We start from the raw sequence: 18,786 nt of genomic DNA on the forward strand, positions 1-18,786 counted from the left end.
TTAATCAAAACATTTAATTAACCTGTACATCGTTTCTATATCCTTCGATGCCATCTCGAATTTTGACTTTTCAATCAGAATGTTCTGGCCGGTCATAATGTAAGAGGACATAATGCGTATTCCATTATAGAAAATTTCAGTATTACGTAATTTGTAAGTAGATATACTTGGAACGGCATTTTTCTTGGTCGCCTTCTTGCAGATCATATTAAAGGCTTTCTTTGCCACATCTCCCATAAGCATGATAACTTTGACGTTGGGGAACAAAGCAAGCTCTTTTTCCAGATAGGGCAGACAGTCCTCTATGCTCTCCCTTGAAACTGCATATTCGCTTTTAGGTGTCTTGACAGCATTGGTAATGTAAATTCCATTATTCAGAATGTCTTGTACTGAACCTATCTCTATTCCTGCTTTTCTGAACATCGGAATTGTCGTTGACATATACGCGGAATCCGGTTTCCCGTAGAAGTCTTCCTCCGGACATGACGGGACAATCTCATTTATCATGATTGCCCGTATCGTTTCCGGCTCAATATTTACGTCATTAAGCCGTAGATTTTGGGTATCCCCACAGAGTTGTTGTAGTTCCGACTTTATATTCATGATTCTCCTGAGGTTAAACGAATTTAGCTGTTTTCAAAGAGTCCTTCAAAAAACATTGCAGATTCCTCCGACAAACGCCGGGTTGCAGCTATACTTTGAGCCAACACAACTCCTTTTGAATTGATTCGTAATGGCTTCTCTTTACTCTTCGGATAACCGAATCTAAGAAGTGGCACAACCTCATCAGGAATGAGGCGCGGTTGGATAACACTGCCATTTTCTCCCCATACTGCCCATTCGGCACAGCAATTAAACGGTTCCTGATGCTTGCAATGGGGTTTGTCACCGGGAATAATCATCGTGAGATTCTCAGGCACACTCTGGAGACTTTTATAAGAAACGTCTTTTGCACAAAAGAATGCGTCAGAGACCTTAACGACAACACCTTCGGGAATAAGAGACCTGTAAGGATTTCCGAGTTCTCTTATGCAATAGTCGAAGGCTCTTTCCTTATGAGTCACTTCCAATCTTGCCATTATGTAGAGATGCCTATCAAGCAATGAGACCGGAAATACGACATCTCCCTCTTTTATTGATGCTATTGATGGCATCCTTGAGTGGATGCTGCCAAACACTACTTTTACAGGCCCTGTGTCATTTGATTTTCTTAGTTCGTCCAACCAGTCCTGAGGCCAGTAAACAGTATAATATGCCATAATATGATGTTACTTGTTTCTATTCAAAAAAGCTGCTGCCAGTTCGGGGCTGTTCAGTGTCATGGCTGACGAGTCTTCGAGATTTTCAGCGTCTTCATCATCCGATATTGAAATGAAGAATGTGATTTCTTCGGTGCCTTCTCCGAATATTCCCGAGCCTTTGACCTGCGCCATCGCTGATATCATTGCGCTGAAGAAAAAGGCTTCGCCCGGCAAAGTGGCGTGGTTTTCCCACAGCGATTTGCTGAGATTCACCAGTTCGCTGCCATGTCCGTCAGAATATCCCCATTCATCCGGATGCCATTTGCTCTCGTCATCGGGTTCTTCGTCTTCGCTTTGAAGGTACTCCAACGTGTTCACAGCGAGAAAAAGTGAGCAGCAATACCTGTCGGTGACCAAGGCGGCAGTGTATATGTGCTCATCATCTATACGGCCAAGAATTTCGCGCAGGTCAGTTGCAACCGCATTTCTGATTTTTTCAGTCACCTCCTGCCAAAAGGGGGCTATGGGTGTCGCCGGCTCCTCTTTTGGCCGCTCGTTGGCTTCAAAGTCCGACGAGTTGATATAGCTGATATACTCTTTAGCTTCTTCCGAACCGAGTTTTGCGGCATCCTCAAGATATTGGTATCCCAGCTCTATATCCGTTTCGGTGCCACGACCGAAGGCATACGCCACGCCGAGTGCGGTGAGCACCTTGACGGTTATTGACTCCCATAGATTGTCGATGTCTTCCCCAGCTTCATGAAGATACTCGAATGCCACATCGTCGTCTTGAACTGTTCCCAGCCCCTCCTGATAGCATAAACCGAGGTAGGCGGCGGTCTGCGTCCGGGTGGTCTTGCTGCATTTCGGGTTTTGGTATGCCTTTTCCAACCATTCCACAGCCTTGGCGTAGTCCTGCTCCACATCACCGAAGCCTTCAAACAGATAATATCCTACCTCAAATTGTCCTGCGGGATGTCCGCATTTGGCAGCCATTTCATAGAGTTGATATGCAAGGTCGATATTCTCATCCACTTCTTCACCGGCTTCGTAGATATGCCCGGCATTGTATGCTCCCTGGGGGTCGCCCCTGCGGGCAGCCTCCACATATCGCAACAGCCCACCGTATGAGTCGCCCTTCTCGGTGCGGAGATAATAGCCGTAGTTGTTGCAGATTACGGGTGAAATATCCGCCAGCATCAAGTAATATTTCTCATAAACATCTTGCGCAATCTCGCAGAGGCCGGATTTGCGTATGTCGCAGTAATTGCCCCATCCGGCACAAAGCCCGCCGTCGAAACTGCGCTCGTACCACACCTTTGCTATCGGCCAGGCCCATGCGTTATAGTCGCTTTCGTCTTTGAATTGCTTGGCATAGTCTGGCTCGACACGCAGATAGTCGCCCCAATAATACACATTGCCGACCATGTAGCAACAGAAGGCGTCGCCACGCTCTGCCTGACCGAGAATCTCCTCAAACGCTTCCTTAAACGAGGCGAACGGCATTGCACGTTCCACCGAAGGGGTGAGGTTTGCGCTTCGCGCAGCACAAAGAACGCCCGTGGCACTGCCCATCATCGCGCTCTTCTGCATCAGCTTCGATGCGTTTTCATCGTCAGCTTTGAAGCCTGCCTGCGGCCACACATACGACTCACCCATGAAGCAGCGGGCTATGAATGCCAGCGCATCTGCATCGCCCTTTTGCGCCTCCAATATAAGTATTGAGTATCCCCGGCGTATTTCATCGCGGTCAAAACTTGACCAAATCAGCTTGACTGCCGTTTTCACCTGCCTGCTATATTTACCTTTCATCTTTCTCTTCGTCTAAAAATCTGAATACCAGTCTTCCAAAATAATCGTTTACGTCAAACTCCTCCCAACAGCTCAGAGGATCGGGCAATCTCTCGCCATCAATCAGACTCCACAGCCAGTTCCGCAAGAGACCGACATCAAAAATAACACCTCTGTAACCAATAGGCACCGGCTCCGACCACCTTACATATTCAACTTTATATCCGGTGGTCGGAGCGGTATCATTGTCACGCCTGCTGATGTTGATATACCCGCCATCGCCTTTAGTGAAATCATAAAGCATCCATAGCGATTTGCCCTCTATGATATCTTCCAAAGCACAGAACACATCCGCCATATCAAAGTATCGGAAATCCTCGCCGTCAACACATAGTTTCGTCTCTGCCTTTTCTTGCTCGGGATGGATTTTCTGACAGTGCCAGCCGGTCATATTAGGAAGCGATGCGGTGCGGAAGAAGTCACACATGATATCGGCGGCCATGTCGCAATCAACGTCCGACCGCCACATTCGCAGCATATACCCGTTGACCATAAAACATACTGCTATACTGCTATCCTTAAAGTAATCAATTGAGTATGCCTTTGCATCGCTGACCAACACCACCGGCACGCATTTTTCAAGGTATACGCATTCATTATCCTCAATGTCGTCTATGGCATCAAGGATCTTTTCCTCGGTCACGTTTGATGTGCGTATATCCCCATTCTTTGTGCCCAGCACATATTGTGGCTTGCGGGCTTTAAGTCCGGAAAAGATGTCTTGTGTATCGTTGCTCATTTTCAATTAACGGTTTTTATGTTCAGCGGTCAGTTTACCGCTCTCGATTGATATGTATGGCATCGTAATATGATTCCGTCAGAAATTAGATATTGACATCCCCTTGATTCCACATTTCATGACGCTACGTTTAACCTTTTCGATAGTTGCGTCCGCAACGCAATCTCCTACTGATATGTGAAGTTCAGAGCCGTTTTTGAGTCGGTTTATCTGAACGGAATCCATTGATGCAAACCAATTGGATAGAAAATCCGTGAAAGCGGGATTACTTGTATCTAATATCAAAGGGTCACTGTCCTGCCCAGAGAAATTATTGTTGCAAGTTATCAGGCTGTCGCTTGAAATTTCAAGTACAACACCAAACGTCCTGTCAGCATCAGTATATTCAAATGGGGGTCTGTCACCACCTGCTAATGCAGAGCCTTGGCTATTATTCGCTGATTGGCTACATGATACCATTGTCATGGCACAACCTATAAACAAACATAAAAGATTCTTCTGTTTCATCTTGATGATTTACTCGGTTTAATTAGTACTCTTGTTAACTCTACTGAACACGTCTATTCAAGTACTTGCTGATAGCCATTGCTATCCAACCTATTGCAAGATATACTATTGCATAGACGACAAAACATAATTCATGTATGTCAAAGAAAATCCATGTCCCGGCAAGAAACGCTACGGCTGACACCAATGGAAGATTCCACATTTTCTTTATGTCTTTCCCGCAGCGATAACCAAGAATCGCAGAATAAATAGGATTCACAATTAAGAAAAGCATCATGCACAGTGCCATTCCGGAACATTCAGACGCAAGCCGGGCAACGGCAAAAGGCAATGCTAACATCACAAGGATTGTGATTGCCAGCCAAATAATTATAGCTCTTTTATTAACCATCGGTATAATACTTATTTTAGTATGTCAAAAAGGCTCGATTCTACAAACATTGTCGGAGTAAACTCCACAATCCGGTAGTCGGCAATTCCGTTGATGTTGAACGGATCTTGAGCGATGATGGAGTCTACCAACGCGCGATTGTCAGACTTTATCATTATCACACCGCCAACGCGGGGAGTCTGCGGACCGGATGCGATGAAATCGCCAGCCGCATAGTGCTCGGCAAGATAGTCACGATGTGCCTGAAGGAAACGGTCGACTTCTTCAAGCGGTTTTTTATATGTCAGAATTGCAATAAACATGGCTGTCCGGTTTTTCCAGCGTTTGAGTTGTGGAAAGAATTGACGCATCATGTCTTTTGCCTGTTCCTGTGTCAAGGTCTGTCCTGACTCCTTGTTTATCTCGTCGGTAAACTGAGCGCAATGTTCAATCATCTGCTCCATAGTGAAGTCTTGTGTGAATCTGCCATCCTTATAGCAGTAGATACAGTAATCCTCGTTGCGACTGCCATCAGCATTAGTACCTTTGTTGTCTGTAGTCAGCGGCATTCCGCAACTTTGACAAAATTTATGTTCCATATTCTTATCTTATTTTTGTTTAATCAAACCTTCCAAGACAATCTTAGAAACCTCAGCAATGATGGCTGAGGTCGTTGCTATGTCGTAATTGGAATCAGCAACAAACACGGCAATAGAATATCTTGTACCATTAGGCAAATTCACATATCCACAATCATTTACTGCGGATATGCGACCTTCGGGTGTCGGAAATCCCGTACCTGTCTTATGTCCTATCAGGGCATTAGTAGGCAAAAGGGGGAAAGCAAGCCTGTCAAGCCCCGTGCGACACTGTTCAAGCATGACGGATATTTCAGAATATGACTGTGATGCGTTTCTCAATTCGTGGTAAAACCTATCAAATAGCTGCGCCATTGCCAAAGGTGTGGTACGGTTAAGATAGCTTAGGTATGGATCACGGTGCATATCTTCTTCCGAGGCTCCGATTACAATCTCATCAGAGATACCCATTTGCCTCATTATTGATGTTACTCCCGATGTTCCACCGACGCGATGCAGGAGTATGTCTGCCGCATTGTTGTCACTCTCAACCAAAGACCATTCAAGCAGTTCTCTTATAGTCATGGTATTTCGGCTCTTACCATACTTTTTGAGCATCGGGCTATAGGTATCCTCTTTCATAGCCTTCTCGCTGAATGTTACGGTATCGTTCAGGAACATACCGTTAGTATTTATCCAGTGCGCTACCGTCAGAGCCAGCGGAAATTTGACTACGCTCATCATAGGGAAATCCCGATTGCCGTTGACAGATACGGTGTCTTTGCCATTGATAATGACCGCGACACCTATCCGGGCATCTTTCCCTTTGATATACTCGTGCAAAGCATTCTCTATCGCCTTGTTTCCACCAGCGAAAGTAGGCGATATAAAAGACAAATATATAATTATAAACAGTAACTTTCTCATTTTGAATGCAGTTTGTTTCTAATTAGCATACAGGCATGAATATGAGCCATCCAATGCTCGGAAAACGGCATAAGAATCAGTCCTTTCAAATCCTCGCCACACCAGTAATCTATCAACCATTTTGCATTATCGGATTGGCTTACTACACATAAGGATTCAAGACGTAATTTATCTTCGATTGTAAATCTACGCTTCAAATCTGCGAATACCAGATTCTTGAGCATAAGCTCCGTATTAGCTTTGACCTTTGTAGAGTATTGATATAGTGTCTCTAAATCCAATTTCTCCGAAAAGTCACCGATACGCTGTTTTACAAGTTCATTGCCGGTAGTTATTATCGGAGAACCGATGCGCTCTTGAAAATTCTCGGAAAAGAATATTTGGTCATCTCCGTTAATCAGAGCATGGCTGACAATATCTTCAATACGGAATATATGCCAGATGGAATAAGCGATTGTCTTGCTGTGAAAGCCATCCTCTCCTATGAATGGCATAGCATTAAAATCATCACGACATAATTCCGCCTTTAATTGCAATATGGCGTTGAACAATCGTTTACGCAACAGCAACAAATTTTCAATCCCCAAATGAAATGTGTTTTCATTGGAGATTTCTTCTTTTATCTTACTGCATAATTCTATCAGTTCGTTATCCATATTGTCATCAGTCTTATTCTTGGCGATTGCCTTCTATCACCTGATTTATCAACTCCCGGACTTCATCGTCTGACATTTTTCTATCTCTTACAAGAGTGCTTATCACTCCACGAATGGAATTATTGAAATATCGCTGAACGACATTTTTCAGATTATTGCCACAATACTCCTCTCTTTCTATAATGGGATAATAGATGAATCCGTTGTTTCCTGCCGGCTTGTGGCCTAAAAAGCCCTTATCAACAAGAAACTTCACGAATGTAGATATGGCGGTTCTGCTTGGACGAGGTTCGGGATAAGTGGCAATAATCTCCTTAACGGTAGCTTCGCCCTTCTCCCAAAACTTATTCATCACTTCTTCTTCACGCTTGGTAAGTTGTTCCATCATAAAATGAAATTTGGTATATGCAAAATTAGTCTAAATAAATTAGTCAATCAAGCAAATACGGCTATTTTTATGATTTATAAGCAAACGTTATTATTACAACAATGAAATTTACAGATTAATAAATGAAAATGAGGCAAGAGAATGTAGATAATTATTCCGCTTACTTCATTTTTTTATTTACATTTTTATCCCTTTCGGACGGTTTTCATCCTTTAACTGAAAACCCGGATGTCCGATGATGACATGGTCGGCAATGAAGTTGTTTGATGAACTTTGTTCATTTATCAGGCTACTTTCTTCAATTCTGTTGTTCCCACTTGGCATACATCTCCCTTGAAAGTTTCACAATCTCCCGGCTCAGTTTCACAAGGTCGATGGTATGTTTCTCCAACTTGTAGAGCAACGCCATCGCCTTCTTCTCCGAAAAATGGATGCGCAATTCTTTAACGACTTGATTGTAGTTCGTACCGATGGCACGGAATTGGGCGTGGAAGTCCGACAGTTTGGTGTAGTAGTCCACCAGCGTCTTGTCCACTTTCAGCACCTTGAACTTCTGCCCGAAGAAATGCGCCTTCAGAAAGACGGCTTTCGCATACACGTTCGATTCCTCGTACATCGTCAGGAATCTGTTCCATTCCACATCGTCGAAGCGCACCATCACGCAGTGCGTCTTTGGGTTCAATTTGGGATTTCTCCCGTACTTGCTCTTCTTTTTCATTCTTCTTATTCTTTTAATTTTATGGCTTGTCCATTGTTTAATCTTTGATTAAGGAACCTTGAAATTATCCGACTGCGGAGGATAATTCTGCCCACGGCAGTGCTGGGATTTTCAGTTACTCGGAAGCATTCGGGTAACTGAAAATATACCTTGCTGTGTCTTTGAGGACACAAGAATCCTCCGCTTGTCGGATTGGTTTGTGAGTATAATAACTCATTTGGAATATCGGTCAAACCGATGGAGTGTATCCACCGGCTTGACCGGTTCTACCGTAATTCGCTCAGAGTTTGCGCCACTGCTCGATGTCCTCCCGGTAGGTTTCAAGGTGCAGGCGGGCGAGGTTCTCGATAAGTCCCGAAGCACTCATGCCACGCCCGCCGAGACGGCGGACAATCCCGTCCAGCCGGTCACGCACCTCACCGCTGACGAACACGGGCTTGCGGTCGGTTATCTTGGGAACTTGCAGGTAAGCGGTACGGTACTCGTCCAGCGACAGCCTGCGTTGTTTGCTGCTGACACGCTTCTGTGGCACTGCCACTTCTTCGGGCGTTCTGCCTGACGGTTCATCCACCGTAGCTGTTTCCGCTTTTTTCGTGACGGTCCTGCCGGGTTGTGCCAACTGTTCCGGATCCAGACCGATGTTCCGGTAGAAATCGTCCATAGACTTCTCACTGCGGGATTCCCTGCGTCCCATTCTTTCCACGATTTCACGGGCCTGCTGCTCACTGATACTTGGTTCTCTTTTCATTGTCATAAAACAGATTGATTAAGTTATTACTGTGGTCTTGGTTTGTGCCTTGACCGATTATCGCAAGTAAAGTAAGATGCTTTAGTGCAGTCAGTCAAGCGTTTGGAGCCGATCAGGCAATTTTGTGCGATTTTGCTTTATGGTGACAGAGATATTGGTGAGGACTTCACAGATTCGCCGGACGTGAATAGCCGGAAGAACAAAGGTGCGATTACAGTCAGGTTTGAATTAAGCCCTTATTTTCACTCTTGCCACATTGCTGATTTCCGGAATTAAGAATATAGCCCCAATCTGTGCCAACCTCTACCAACCTGTGCCACATGCTTCCACTTCTGGGAAATCCATTGCCGGATAACAGATTATATATTCCTTTGCGGCAAAAGAAACAGTAACAATAAAAAGTATGTATATGGAAATCGTATCAATTGAAAGAAAGACCTTTGAGGCGATGGTCGCCAAGTTCGACCGTTTCGTCCGCCACATGGATGCCATCTGTCAGCGGCACGGAGAGAAGACAATGGGCGAGTGGATGGACAATCAGGACGTGTGCCGGATACTCAACATCAGCCCACGCACGTTGCAGACCCTTCGGGACAACGGGACGCTGGCTTACTCGCAGATAAGCCACAAGACCTACTACCGTCCCGATGATGTACAGCGCATTGTTTCCGTTGTGGAGGACAGGCGCAAAGAAGCAAAGTTCAAAGGAAGAACTGTATAAACTTGATGAAATGAACGAAGTAAACTAACAATACTCACTAAATCCAAAGTAACATGAATAAACTGATTAACAAGGACAACGAGTGGATAATCCACTTCATGGGCAGTCTCGACCGTCTTTTGGACAGCTTCGAGTATCTGACCGCCAATTACCGCCCGACACTGAACGGTGAACGTTTCTTCACCGACAAGGAAGTGTCGGCACGGCTGAAAGTGAGCCGCCGGACACTTCAGGATTATCGCAACGAGGGGCGTATCGCCTATATCCAGTTGGGTGGCAAAATCCTCTACCGTGAATCGGACATCGAAAGGATGCTTGCTGACGGCTACCGCTCCGCTTACCGATTGACGGCAACCTGATTTTCTTGAAGGAGCGCAGTTTGCCGTCTGCCCTATGATTACGGAACAATGGACTTCTGGCAAAAAAGGAACGACTTACGGATGAAGCATAAATACTCCGCTTCACCTGTAAGCCGTTCCTTTCTATCTTCTGATTCCCCGCCAGTCGCTTGTTTCCGTTGCCGGATGCTCTTCAAGCGTATGGCAGGCAGTGGCAAGGTTTTCGGGCTGAATACGCTCCGCAGGAGGAAGATTCTGTCCGAAACGGCTCTGCCGCCCGACCTTGCCTCTGCCATCAAGCCATACGCTACCTTTGCATCCGTGCATCGGGAACGAGTGGCTGACGGAATGAGACTCAACTATACCATCGGTTATTACCTCTGACGCTGGCAACAAACAGTATAATCGGTGTAGCTTTCTTAATGGTGCTAATTTCATTTATTATAAACCGTCTGAACAAGACACCCTCTTTACTGCATATCCTGAACGCAACGGCTATAATCACTTCAATGTTATAGACATCGTAACTGATGCCATCCGGTTGCTTGAGATACTTCATCGTGTCAAGTTCGTTCAGTTCCTTGTGCTTGTAAATGGTATGAATCGCCTTGCGGACATCGCATGAGAACACCCCGAACAGGTCGGCTATCTCTTGTTGCGTCATCCATACGGATACGGTCGGCATCGTGACCGCACCCGTTTCACTGATTGTTATTATTCCTCTATTCATTGTCACTTGATTTTAGTTTCATCATTTGATGCACACTCCTTTTTCCAACCGCTGTAATTTCCGCATTTGAACACCCGTGACGGCATACCGTCATCGGGCAACGCATATTTGCCTTTGGTATTTTCTGACAGGTTTTCCAAATCCCTGCTCACTTTGTGGTTGGTTATCTCGGCATATATCTGGGTGGTGCGTATGGAATAATGTCCCATCATCTTGCTGATGGTTTCTATCGGAACCCCGTTGCTCAGGCAGATAAGGGTCGCAAAACTGTGCCTCGCCTGATAGAATGTCAGGTGACATCCCAGACCGCACTGTTCGGCTATGATTTTAAGGCTGCGGCACAGGTTACAGGTCTGCGGGACGTAAAACAATCTTCCGTCCTTGCCTTCCCCTTTGTATTTTTCGATAATGCGGAGAGGTATGTCAAGAAGTTTGATATGGCACTCCGCCTTGGTCTTCTGCCGTGCGATGTGAATCCATTTGGAACCGTCTTCCTTTGTGACGATGTTGTCTTCCGTCAGGTTTGCCAGATCTGCCCTTCCGATGCCAGTGAACACCGAAAAGACAAACAGGTCGCGCGTGTGGCACAGGCGGTAGGTGGGCAGTCGGGCATTGAGCAGCTTTTCAAACTGTTCCCTGTTCAGGTGGCGATGGTTGACAGGCACTTTCTCAATCTTATGCCCTGCAAACGGGTCGCGCTTGAGTATGTGCTTCTTCAACGCCAGCCGTGTCATCTTGTGTAGCAGGATAAGGTAGTCATTGTAGGCAGACACCTTTAACCGCAGTACGGTAGAGAAATAGAACGTGAAGTCGGTCATGAACTTCATCGTCAGTGAGCGTAACGGAATATCCTCCAAATCATACTTGAATTTCAAAAAGTTAAATATATGCTTGCGGGTGGTAAGATAACGGACGTAGGAATGCCTTGTCCGGTCAATGCCCACACGTTTGGCGTATTCCCCGTTATGTTCGTCAAACAGGGACAGCAATGTCTCTTTGACATCGGATTTCCCGGTGACGGCATTCTTGATGATTTCTGCCGAGACGAAGCCATAAGAGTCCACGTTTCTTTTGTAGGCGGCCTTCGCTTTCTCCTCCAAAGCCTCCAATAATGAGTTCAGCCTGTTCAACTCATTTCTTTTTTCGCCGGTGATGTTTCCGGTCTTACGGCCGTCCGTGAATGCCTTGCCCACTTTTGCATCCCATAAGTCAGGCTCTATTTCCAACCCTGTGGAATACTGGCTTATCTTCCCGTCAAGGGTGACCCGTCCCATAATCGGACATCTGCCGTTTTTCTTTATTTTCCGGCGGTTGATATAGAACAACAGTTTGAATGTGCTTCGCATGGCTTACCCCTCCATCATTTTGGTTATGTACTCTCTTTGCTTCATGCTCGGATTGACTTTACGTTGGCTATAATCCTTCAGAATTGGAGACGGAGCAGTGTCAATGCCCGATAAAGTAAACTTGCCCCCGATAATATCGTTCAGACCGTCCATATCCTTGTCTATTTTATCCTGCGTGACTTTCGCATACCGCTGTGTGGTGGTGATATGCCGATGCCCCATGATTTTACTGACGGTCTCTATCGGAATCCCCTGTGACAGACAGATGATGCTTCCGAAGGTGTGCCGGGCCTGATGGAATGAGATTGGACGGTTGATGCCGCACATCACGGACATCTTTTTCAGGTGTCTGTTCATGCTCTCTTTGGTCAGCATAGGAAGGAGTTTCCCGTCGCTGTCCATATCCTTGTATTTTTCAATGATATTCAGCGGTATCTCCATCAACCGGATACATTCGGGCGTCCCTGTTTTCTGTCTTTCCGTATGAATCCACAGACTGCCGTCATCCGCTCTCACCAGATTGGCGGCTGTCAGGCTCCTCATGTCGCAGTAACAGATACCCGTCCAGCACGAGAACAGGAACATGTCCCTCGTGAAATTACGGTTGGGGGTGTCATAGGTAGTGTTCGCAAACCTGTCAAGCTCGTCTTCTGTCAGATACATCTGTTTGAAAACAGGTTTCTGCGGCGCATAACCTTTGAACGGGCTGAAAGGGACGATGCCGCGGAACACGGCAAGCATCATTACGCTTTTCAGGCGGTTAATATGTCCGAGTATGGTCCTGGGCATGAAACGCCTTGTCGTGCGCATATACATATCAAACGCCTCGATAAAGTTCTCATCCAGCTGCTTGACAGGCATATCCGACACATGGTATCTCTCTTTCAGGAACTCACCGAGTATCCGGCAGGTGTTCCGGTACTGGTAGAACGTGCTTGCCGCCCTATTCACCCCTACACGCAGGGCATAGTCGCTGTTATGCTCCGCATAGAGCTTCATGATGGTGTCCTGGGTCTCAGCCAGACCTTGGAACACGTTTCTGACTTCCTCTGCCTTCACTATATCCCGGATGTCGGAAAGTTCGTTGAACCGCTTCTGCAACAACAGCAGTAGCCGTTCAATCTCCCTGTTTGCCATTGTCGCCGCCTTGCTTTTGCCGGTGCAGCGTTGGGCGGTGGCGTTCCACAACCGCACATCGATTTTGAACTTGCACGCGAATTGCGCGATGGAATTGACCTTTCCCCTGACGGATATTCTGCCCATGAGCGGAGAAAAGCCGTCCTTGTCCTGTACGCTGCGCTTGATGTAGAGCAGCACTTTCATTTCTGTTTTCATGCGTTACTTTTTTGATTGCAATTTTACTCATATCTCGCCTGTTGAACGGTATGAGAATCAGGCAGAACGGCGCAATCAAAACCGGATAGGTTAAATCTGTAGGGTAAAGTAAGATTCCCGGATGGAAATACCTTTTAACTGACAGTTTATCCCTTGATTGACTGCATCTAAATGAAATGAAAACAGGTAATGACTTGGTAGCTGAACAGGTTCGTTATTCTACCTGTTTTTGCTATTTACCCAACTGCGCAAACCAACACAATTTTGCTGCTTTACAACGAATTGCAGTTCTTTTGCCAGATTCCTCTATTGGTTGCATTGATAGTTTTCTATCTTTTCACCGGATTAGCCTTTACGGATGTTCAACATTTGACGCCGGAACATATCCTATGCGACAACAAAGGCGAGTATTGGATTCGCAAACCGCGGGAAAAGACTACTAATATGTGTAATATTCCACTATTGGAAATACCACTGAAATTAATTGACAAATACAAACATCATCCCGAATGCGAAAGGAAAAATATTGTTTTCCCCGTTCCCTCCAATCAAAGAATGAACAGTTATTTGAAAGAGATTGCCGACCTTTGTGGGATAAAGAAAAACCTGAGTACACATGTAGCCCGGCATTCCTTCGCCTGTATTGCTCTTGCCAATAAGGTTTCAATGGAATCTATTGCAAAAATGTTAGGACATTCAGACATCAAAACAACCAAGATATATGCCAAAGTCCTTGACCGTACCATTTCGGAGGAAATGCAGACGTTAAGAGAAAAATTCGCAGTGTAACCCGGTAATCGTGTTTTTGAGCCGAACGGAGGGGCTCAAAACACGATTACCCTCCCGCAAAATCATTGAAAAAGCCAGAATAACCCCGACAGGTTATTTCCGGCTTTTACAACAATTTCCCCTACCCACACAAGCAAGGCTACTACATTATGACCGATTATTGAGAAACTCCCCCAATTTTCGGTAGACCGCCACAAACTCCCCGAACGTCAATTCCTCGGAATGGGTTTCGTTCACATCAATACAATATTCTATCTCCGTTCCCCCGCCCTCTTCCTGAGAAATGCGTTTACTTATCCACGGGATAGTTCTGATAGCGGGCAGCCTGCTGTCTTCCTTTATTTCAAATGTAATATCGGGTTGTGATTCCTGGGGGTAGTCTGCGATGTCCCAACATACCTTTTTATCCCCGTTTTCCCCGAACACTTTCAGGAAATCCGATATGATACAGGCTATCCTTTGCATTTGTCCGGCAGGGATACCCTCTGAATCCGCATGTAAGTCGCCAAGGCTGTAATTAACGTGGAAATGGTTTTCATCCCCGTATAAATCAATATTCTTGCTGATACTGATGCCATATCCGTCATAGTCTTTCATCTTACATTGGAATGGTGATTTTTCCCGTTCGATAAACCGTCCCATCGTTTTGTAAAGTTCTTTTATCTGAGGATAAAGCAGCCCGTAGATTTCTCCTTCGCCGATGGTCAGGCAATATCCCGTGCCTTCGGCCGCCAAACGCTCCTCCCGTTCCTTGTGTTTCCGCTCCCTTTCCTGCTCGTAATCAAACAGCCGCTTTAACTCCTTTTCCTGGGTTCGGAAAAAGGCCTGCATGTTATGGGTTAGCTCATTCCATTCCGAAAGCAGACAGGCGGATACAGTAAAACCGTGCAATGTTTCAATCAGACGCTTGCTTTCCTCTTCGCCGGGTTTGCCGTTGGCAAGGTACCACGCGCAGGCTTTTTGCAGGATGCCGCAATCACTAAGCCACGGGCGTTCAAAAGAGATAAAGAGACGGCCTAAACGACGGAAGCTGTCATGAAGTACTACCAACGGTTTGGGGGCAGTCATGTCGGCAGCATGATTTTTCAGGGTTTTTTCCAATTGGCTGAAAAATACGGATTCCGAGGGTGTCAGGTTAAATTCCCGCTCTTTCTTCGGCTCTTGCTGTATAGCCTCTGGTGAAACCGGGCGTTTTTCTGTGTTTTCCATTATATACCTCCTTTCTGATTCGTGGTTTGTGATTCGGGAGAGGCTTCGGGAGAAGCCGCATTGAGCAGACTTTCGGTTTCCTGTAGCATACGCCGGTAGTATTTGAGAAAGAAGGAGGCTAAACCCCGGTAGCGGTTAAGGGTAAACTGGAAATCGGACCAGCTTGTCCACGCTTCGATGACTTGCTGCCGTTCTTTGCGGGGAATATTATCCCCGGTAAGATAGGAGAAACAGGCTTTTTGCAAGGCAGGTATATCTTCTGCCCACGAACGTTCCAAAAATTCCAGCATTTCGGCAAACCGTTCGGTCCGGCGTTTGAAGCTAATTAACCAGGCATCGTCAGATAGTTCGGGCGTGGCGTCCGGATTGAATAGTAGCTGATGATGAAGATAATATTTTCTCACCTCGGTTTTTTCCTTGCACTGTGGTTGCTCTGTTACTTGAGGGGCGTTTAATGTGTCATTAACGGACACGGTGTTCTCTTGTGGGTTCATGTTTTGTCAATTAAATGGGTTAATTACTTTAATTCGATTATAAGCATGACATAAACACGAAAAGGCGTGAAATATTTCATCTATTTCGTTGTACTGAGGGCATCGCCAAACGCCTATCGCTAACTAATAGAATCCATAGTCCACGCCTATGCAGCATGAAACTATTTTGTCTATTATCTCAGCGATGAAAATTTGGCGATTTTTCAGTACGAGACACTTAAACAAAAAATTTTCACTTATATACCTTTTCGTGTCCTAACCCTTAGGGAACACTTTTTTCTTTCTTCGCGAAGATATTAAAAATTTTCATAACGCATAAAATTAATTATTGGCAAATATTTCCATAAGCTGGCAGCAAATATAGTTTAGTGATATGTCACTAACAAATATTTTACCAAAAATCTTTTCTTTACACATTAATTAAACGAAAAATGAACAAGACACATACAACCATTGAGCGATATATTATTGAGGCTGTAAAAAAAAGAAGGCTTAAAATGGATATTAATCCGCATCGTCTATCATTGGAATTAGGTATTGTACATGATTTTGTCCATAAAACCGAATCCTATACTCGCGGATACAAATACAATTCCAACCATCTTAACGAACTGGCAAAAATATTGGATTGCAGCATTGCCGACTTTTATCCTCCCCGATACGTTGAGGAAAACTGCATCGAAGAATACCACGAAATCCGTGAACGTCGACGGCAGGAGTTAAAGAAATAGGGAAAACACGGAACACCGGAATAAACGAACCTTACAACCACAGCCATGAACCAATTACAAACCATCCAGAGCAAGATATATGAAATCCGCGGACAACGCGTGATGTTGGACAGGGATTTGGCGGAATTGTATCAAGTAACCACCGGTAATTTGAATAAAGCAGTGAAGCGAAACATCAAACGTTTCCCCTCTGACTTTATGTTTCAATTGACAGCTGACGAATGGGAAGCTCTAAGATTCCAAATTGGAATCTTAGAGACCGGCAGGGGAAAGCACACGAAATATTTACCCTATGCCTTCACCGAACAGGGCTTAGCCATGCTTTCCGGTATATTAAACTCAGACACAGCCATACAGGTGAATATTAATATCATGCGTGCTTTCGTTGCAATCCGCCAACTGATAACCAATACTCCGGTTGATAAAGTTTCCTTGCTTCAACGGGAAGTAAAGGAACTCAAAGAATACATGGAGGAAGTCTTCGCCGACCAGAACGACATCAACGAAGACACCCGCATACAAATCGAACTGATTAACCAGACCCTTGCCGAATTGCAGATACAAAACAAAGAACGCGAAAAGAAACCACGCCCCCGAATCGGATTCATAAGATATGATGAATAATTTCCCAACACTCCTTCACTTCATGACGTGAGGGGATGAATATTTGAATATATATCCTACGCAAACCAATGCAGTATATTGAATAAGCACCCGACTGGGATAACACATTGATATCCAAAGAATATTTTTACTTACCTTGTGGCTTTATTTTTAATAGGGAGCAAGATGAAGCCACGTTTTAAACCTCATTATTTAACACTATGCCTCCGGATAAATCCGGATAAATATTATCCAAAGCAGTATTTCTTCCCTTTCAGATTTACGCTTTGCAAGAAGGCATTGTTTAATGCCATAGCTTATTAGGGCATTTTCTTGACGCTACGTTCCACTCACGCTAAAAATGCCCTAATAAGCCACAGGGGTAAACCCCTTTGGAATCCCCGGCGGCACCTCTGATGCCGTTGGAAGCACTAACACTCAAAACCGTTACGCATGGGATACGCCGTACTACATCTGGAAAAGGCAGCCGGAACGGATTCCGGCATGTCAGCACACATCGAACGAACTATCACACCCAAAAACGCAGACCCGACACGCACTCACCTGAACCGCGAACTTGTCCGGTTTCCCGACGGGGTACAAAACCGGACGGAAGCCATACAGTACAGACTGGACTCCGCCAACCTGAAACGGAAAATCGGCAAGAACCAAGTCCGTGCTATCCGCGCATTACTGACGGGCAGCCCCGAGGATATGAAACACATTCAAACGCAGGGAAGGCTGGACGATTGGTGCAATGATAATCTCAAATGGCTACACGATACATTCGGAAAGGAGAATGTTGTTTCTGCCGTCCTTCACATGGACGAAACAACACCCCATATACACGCCACCTTAATACCTATCGTTACGGGGGAAAGAAGAAAAGCCAAAAGCAAACAGGATGACGGGAAACGAAAATACAGGAAGAAAGACTCCTCTGCCTACCGTCTATGTGCCGATGATGTTATGACACGCGTAAACCTCAAATCTTATCAGGACAGTTATGCCCAATGTATGCAGCGATACGGACTAAAAAGGGGTATTGACGGGTCAGAAGCTAAACACATGACCAATTCGCAATATTACCGAGATTTACTGAACCAATCCGAAAGTATCCAGGAGGATATTAAAAATCTTTCATCAGAAAGGGAACAAGCTGAAAAGGAACTTTCACAAATAAAAAGTGAAATAAAGACCAATGAATTAAAAAGTGAAGTGGTAAATGTCACAGCAAAGGCGGCGAAACGCGTCAGTTCCTTATTCGACAACAAGGAAGTCCGGCAAAAGGAGCAGGAGATAAAAGCCCTTACGGATGAAAATAACAACTTGAAAAAAGAAATCAGCCGATTAAATAACCATATACAGAAAATAGAGAAAGAACACAAGGAAGAAAGGGAGAAGTTGAAAAGTACATTGGATAAAATATTCTTCTTATTCCCTATTATAAAAGAATGGTTAAGAATTGAGGGATTGTGCCGCATCATTGGTTTCGGCAAAGACATCATAAAGGAACTGCTACACCGCAAAACCGTCACGTTCTCCGGTTCGCTCTATTCCCCCGAATTTCAAAAGCACTTTTCTGCCGAACATTCAACTGCAAAAGTCAAACCCCACCCCGAAGAACGCGAAAAACTCCTGCTAACAATTGATGGGGTAAATGACACCGCGTGGTTCAGAAATAAGCGCACGGAGGTTTTGCAAAAGGTCGGGGTTAAGCAAAGGCAAACTCCAACTAAAAAAACATTGGCAGATATAAAATGAATT

At 45.1% G+C, this 18,786-nt stretch carries 23 protein-coding genes and 3 pseudogenes; 6 read left to right on the forward strand and 20 right to left on the reverse strand.

The genetic code is table 11. The features are described 5' to 3' along the window. The 14 genes and pseudogenes from D1136_RS05465 to D1136_RS05525 form a co-directional block, all read right to left on the reverse strand. Positions 1-603: a uracil-DNA glycosylase family protein gene (locus D1136_RS05465; RefSeq protein WP_161876620.1), complete on the reverse strand. Its 603-nt coding sequence runs from the start codon at positions 601-603 to the stop codon at positions 1-3. Between the two features lie 23 nt (positions 604-626). Further along, entirely contained in the window at positions 627-1,259 is a 633-nt protein-coding gene (locus tag D1136_RS05470) for a hypothetical protein (protein ID WP_237566995.1), read from the reverse strand. Positions 1,260-1,268: 9 nt separating this feature from the next. Continuing rightward, a complete protein-coding gene (locus tag D1136_RS05475; RefSeq protein ID WP_161876622.1) occupies positions 1,269-3,053 on the reverse strand; it encodes a DUF4303 domain-containing protein in 1,785 nt (594 codons plus the stop codon). Further along, positions 3,043-3,831, reverse strand: coding sequence for a hypothetical protein (locus D1136_RS05480; RefSeq protein ID WP_161876623.1), 789 nt, complete (start codon positions 3,829-3,831; stop codon positions 3,043-3,045). The genes D1136_RS05475 and D1136_RS05480 overlap by 11 nt, the downstream gene beginning before the upstream one ends. A 78-nt stretch (positions 3,832-3,909) precedes the next feature. After that, entirely contained in the window at positions 3,910-4,338 is a 429-nt protein-coding gene (locus D1136_RS05485; protein ID WP_161876624.1) for a hypothetical protein, read from the reverse strand. 40 nt (positions 4,339-4,378) lie between these two features. After that, positions 4,379-4,729 (reverse strand): hypothetical protein, encoded by a 351-nt coding sequence (locus D1136_RS05490; protein WP_202623068.1) that lies wholly within the window; start codon positions 4,727-4,729, stop codon positions 4,379-4,381. Between the two features lie 11 nt (positions 4,730-4,740). Beyond that, positions 4,741-5,031, reverse strand: coding sequence for a YciI family protein (locus D1136_RS05495; protein WP_161876739.1), 291 nt, complete (start codon positions 5,029-5,031; stop codon positions 4,741-4,743). A 24-nt stretch (positions 5,032-5,055) separates the two neighbouring features. Then, positions 5,056-5,307, reverse strand: a pseudogene (locus D1136_RS05500) (zinc ribbon domain-containing protein); the annotation flags it as partial. 9 nt (positions 5,308-5,316) lie between these two features. After that, positions 5,317-6,213, reverse strand: a complete 897-nt coding sequence (gene bla / locus D1136_RS05505) for a class A beta-lactamase (protein ID WP_161876625.1) — start codon at positions 6,211-6,213, stop codon at positions 5,317-5,319. Continuing rightward, complete coding sequence (locus D1136_RS05510; protein WP_161876626.1) at positions 6,210-6,869, reverse strand: phage head-tail adapter protein; 660 nt, start codon at positions 6,867-6,869, stop codon at positions 6,210-6,212. The genes bla and D1136_RS05510 overlap by 4 nt, the downstream gene beginning before the upstream one ends. Positions 6,870-6,882: 13 nt before the next feature. After that, the gene (locus D1136_RS05515) at positions 6,883-7,254 is read right to left on the reverse strand and encodes a BlaI/MecI/CopY family transcriptional regulator (RefSeq protein WP_057250624.1); all 372 of its coding nucleotides are present in this window, start codon (positions 7,252-7,254) and stop codon (positions 6,883-6,885) included. 180 nt (positions 7,255-7,434) lie between these two features. Continuing rightward, positions 7,435-7,530: pseudogene (locus D1136_RS11020) on the reverse strand (DNA methylase); the annotation flags it as partial. A 25-nt stretch (positions 7,531-7,555) separates the two neighbouring features. Continuing rightward, the gene (gene mobA, locus D1136_RS05520) at positions 7,556-7,975 is read right to left on the reverse strand and encodes a conjugal transfer protein MobA (RefSeq protein WP_161876627.1); all 420 of its coding nucleotides are present in this window, start codon (positions 7,973-7,975) and stop codon (positions 7,556-7,558) included. A gap of 280 nt (positions 7,976-8,255) precedes the next feature. After that, positions 8,256-8,723 (reverse strand): DUF3408 domain-containing protein, encoded by a 468-nt coding sequence (locus D1136_RS05525; protein WP_161876628.1) that lies wholly within the window; start codon positions 8,721-8,723, stop codon positions 8,256-8,258. A 409-nt stretch (positions 8,724-9,132) separates the two neighbouring features. On the opposite strand from D1136_RS05525, the gene D1136_RS05530 reads away from it, so the two are divergent. Together D1136_RS05530 and D1136_RS05535 are read left to right on the forward strand one after the other, a co-directional pair. Next, entirely contained in the window at positions 9,133-9,444 is a 312-nt protein-coding gene (locus D1136_RS05530; RefSeq protein ID WP_161876629.1) for a helix-turn-helix domain-containing protein, read from the forward strand. Between the two features lie 53 nt (positions 9,445-9,497). Continuing rightward, positions 9,498-9,803, forward strand: coding sequence for a helix-turn-helix domain-containing protein (locus D1136_RS05535; protein WP_161876630.1), 306 nt, complete (start codon positions 9,498-9,500; stop codon positions 9,801-9,803). A 123-nt stretch (positions 9,804-9,926) separates the two neighbouring features. Here the strand turns inward: D1136_RS05535 and D1136_RS10840 are convergent, their stop codons facing one another. Genes D1136_RS10840 through D1136_RS05550 form a run of 4 tightly spaced genes read right to left on the reverse strand, consistent with a single transcriptional unit; the run spans position 9,927 to position 13,193 of the window. Continuing rightward, entirely contained in the window at positions 9,927-10,109 is a 183-nt protein-coding gene (locus D1136_RS10840; RefSeq protein ID WP_202623077.1) for a hypothetical protein, read from the reverse strand. 28 nt (positions 10,110-10,137) lie between these two features. Then, a complete protein-coding gene (locus tag D1136_RS05540) occupies positions 10,138-10,512 on the reverse strand; it encodes a hypothetical protein (protein ID WP_161876631.1) in 375 nt (124 codons plus the stop codon). Between the two features lie 2 nt (positions 10,513-10,514). Further along, complete coding sequence (locus tag D1136_RS05545; protein ID WP_161876632.1) at positions 10,515-11,858, reverse strand: site-specific integrase; 1,344 nt, start codon at positions 11,856-11,858, stop codon at positions 10,515-10,517. A gap of 3 nt (positions 11,859-11,861) precedes the next feature. Next, positions 11,862-13,193: a site-specific integrase gene (locus D1136_RS05550; RefSeq protein WP_161876633.1), complete on the reverse strand. Its 1,332-nt coding sequence runs from the start codon at positions 13,191-13,193 to the stop codon at positions 11,862-11,864. A 318-nt stretch (positions 13,194-13,511) separates the two neighbouring features. Here D1136_RS05550 and D1136_RS05555 point away from each other — a divergent pair. Beyond that, positions 13,512-13,982 (forward strand): annotated as a pseudogene (locus tag D1136_RS05555) (site-specific integrase); the annotation flags it as partial. Positions 13,983-14,129: 147 nt separating this feature from the next. On the opposite strand, the gene D1136_RS05560 reads toward D1136_RS05555, so the two are convergent. Beyond that, positions 14,130-15,191, reverse strand: coding sequence for a hypothetical protein (locus D1136_RS05560; RefSeq protein ID WP_161876634.1), 1,062 nt, complete (start codon positions 15,189-15,191; stop codon positions 14,130-14,132). Beyond that, entirely contained in the window at positions 15,191-15,685 is a 495-nt protein-coding gene (locus tag D1136_RS05565) for a hypothetical protein (RefSeq protein ID WP_161876635.1), read from the reverse strand. The genes D1136_RS05560 and D1136_RS05565 overlap by 1 nt, the downstream gene beginning before the upstream one ends. Before the next feature lie 431 nt (positions 15,686-16,116). Between D1136_RS05565 and D1136_RS05570 the strand changes: the two genes are divergently transcribed. The 3 genes from D1136_RS05570 (at position 16,117) to mobV (ending at position 18,783) form a co-directional block, all read left to right on the forward strand. Then, positions 16,117-16,416, forward strand: coding sequence for an XRE family transcriptional regulator (locus D1136_RS05570; protein WP_161876636.1), 300 nt, complete (start codon positions 16,117-16,119; stop codon positions 16,414-16,416). Between the two features lie 45 nt (positions 16,417-16,461). Further along, entirely contained in the window at positions 16,462-17,040 is a 579-nt protein-coding gene (locus tag D1136_RS05575) for an ORF6N domain-containing protein (RefSeq protein WP_161876637.1), read from the forward strand. 432 nt (positions 17,041-17,472) lie between these two features. Next, a complete protein-coding gene (gene mobV, locus D1136_RS05580; protein ID WP_161876638.1) occupies positions 17,473-18,783 on the forward strand; it encodes a MobV family relaxase in 1,311 nt (436 codons plus the stop codon). Positions 18,784-18,786: the final 3 nt, after the last annotated feature.

Source organism: Odoribacter sp. Z80, assembly GCF_009935865.1.
Classification (GTDB): domain Bacteria; phylum Bacteroidota; class Bacteroidia; order Bacteroidales; family Marinifilaceae; genus Odoribacter.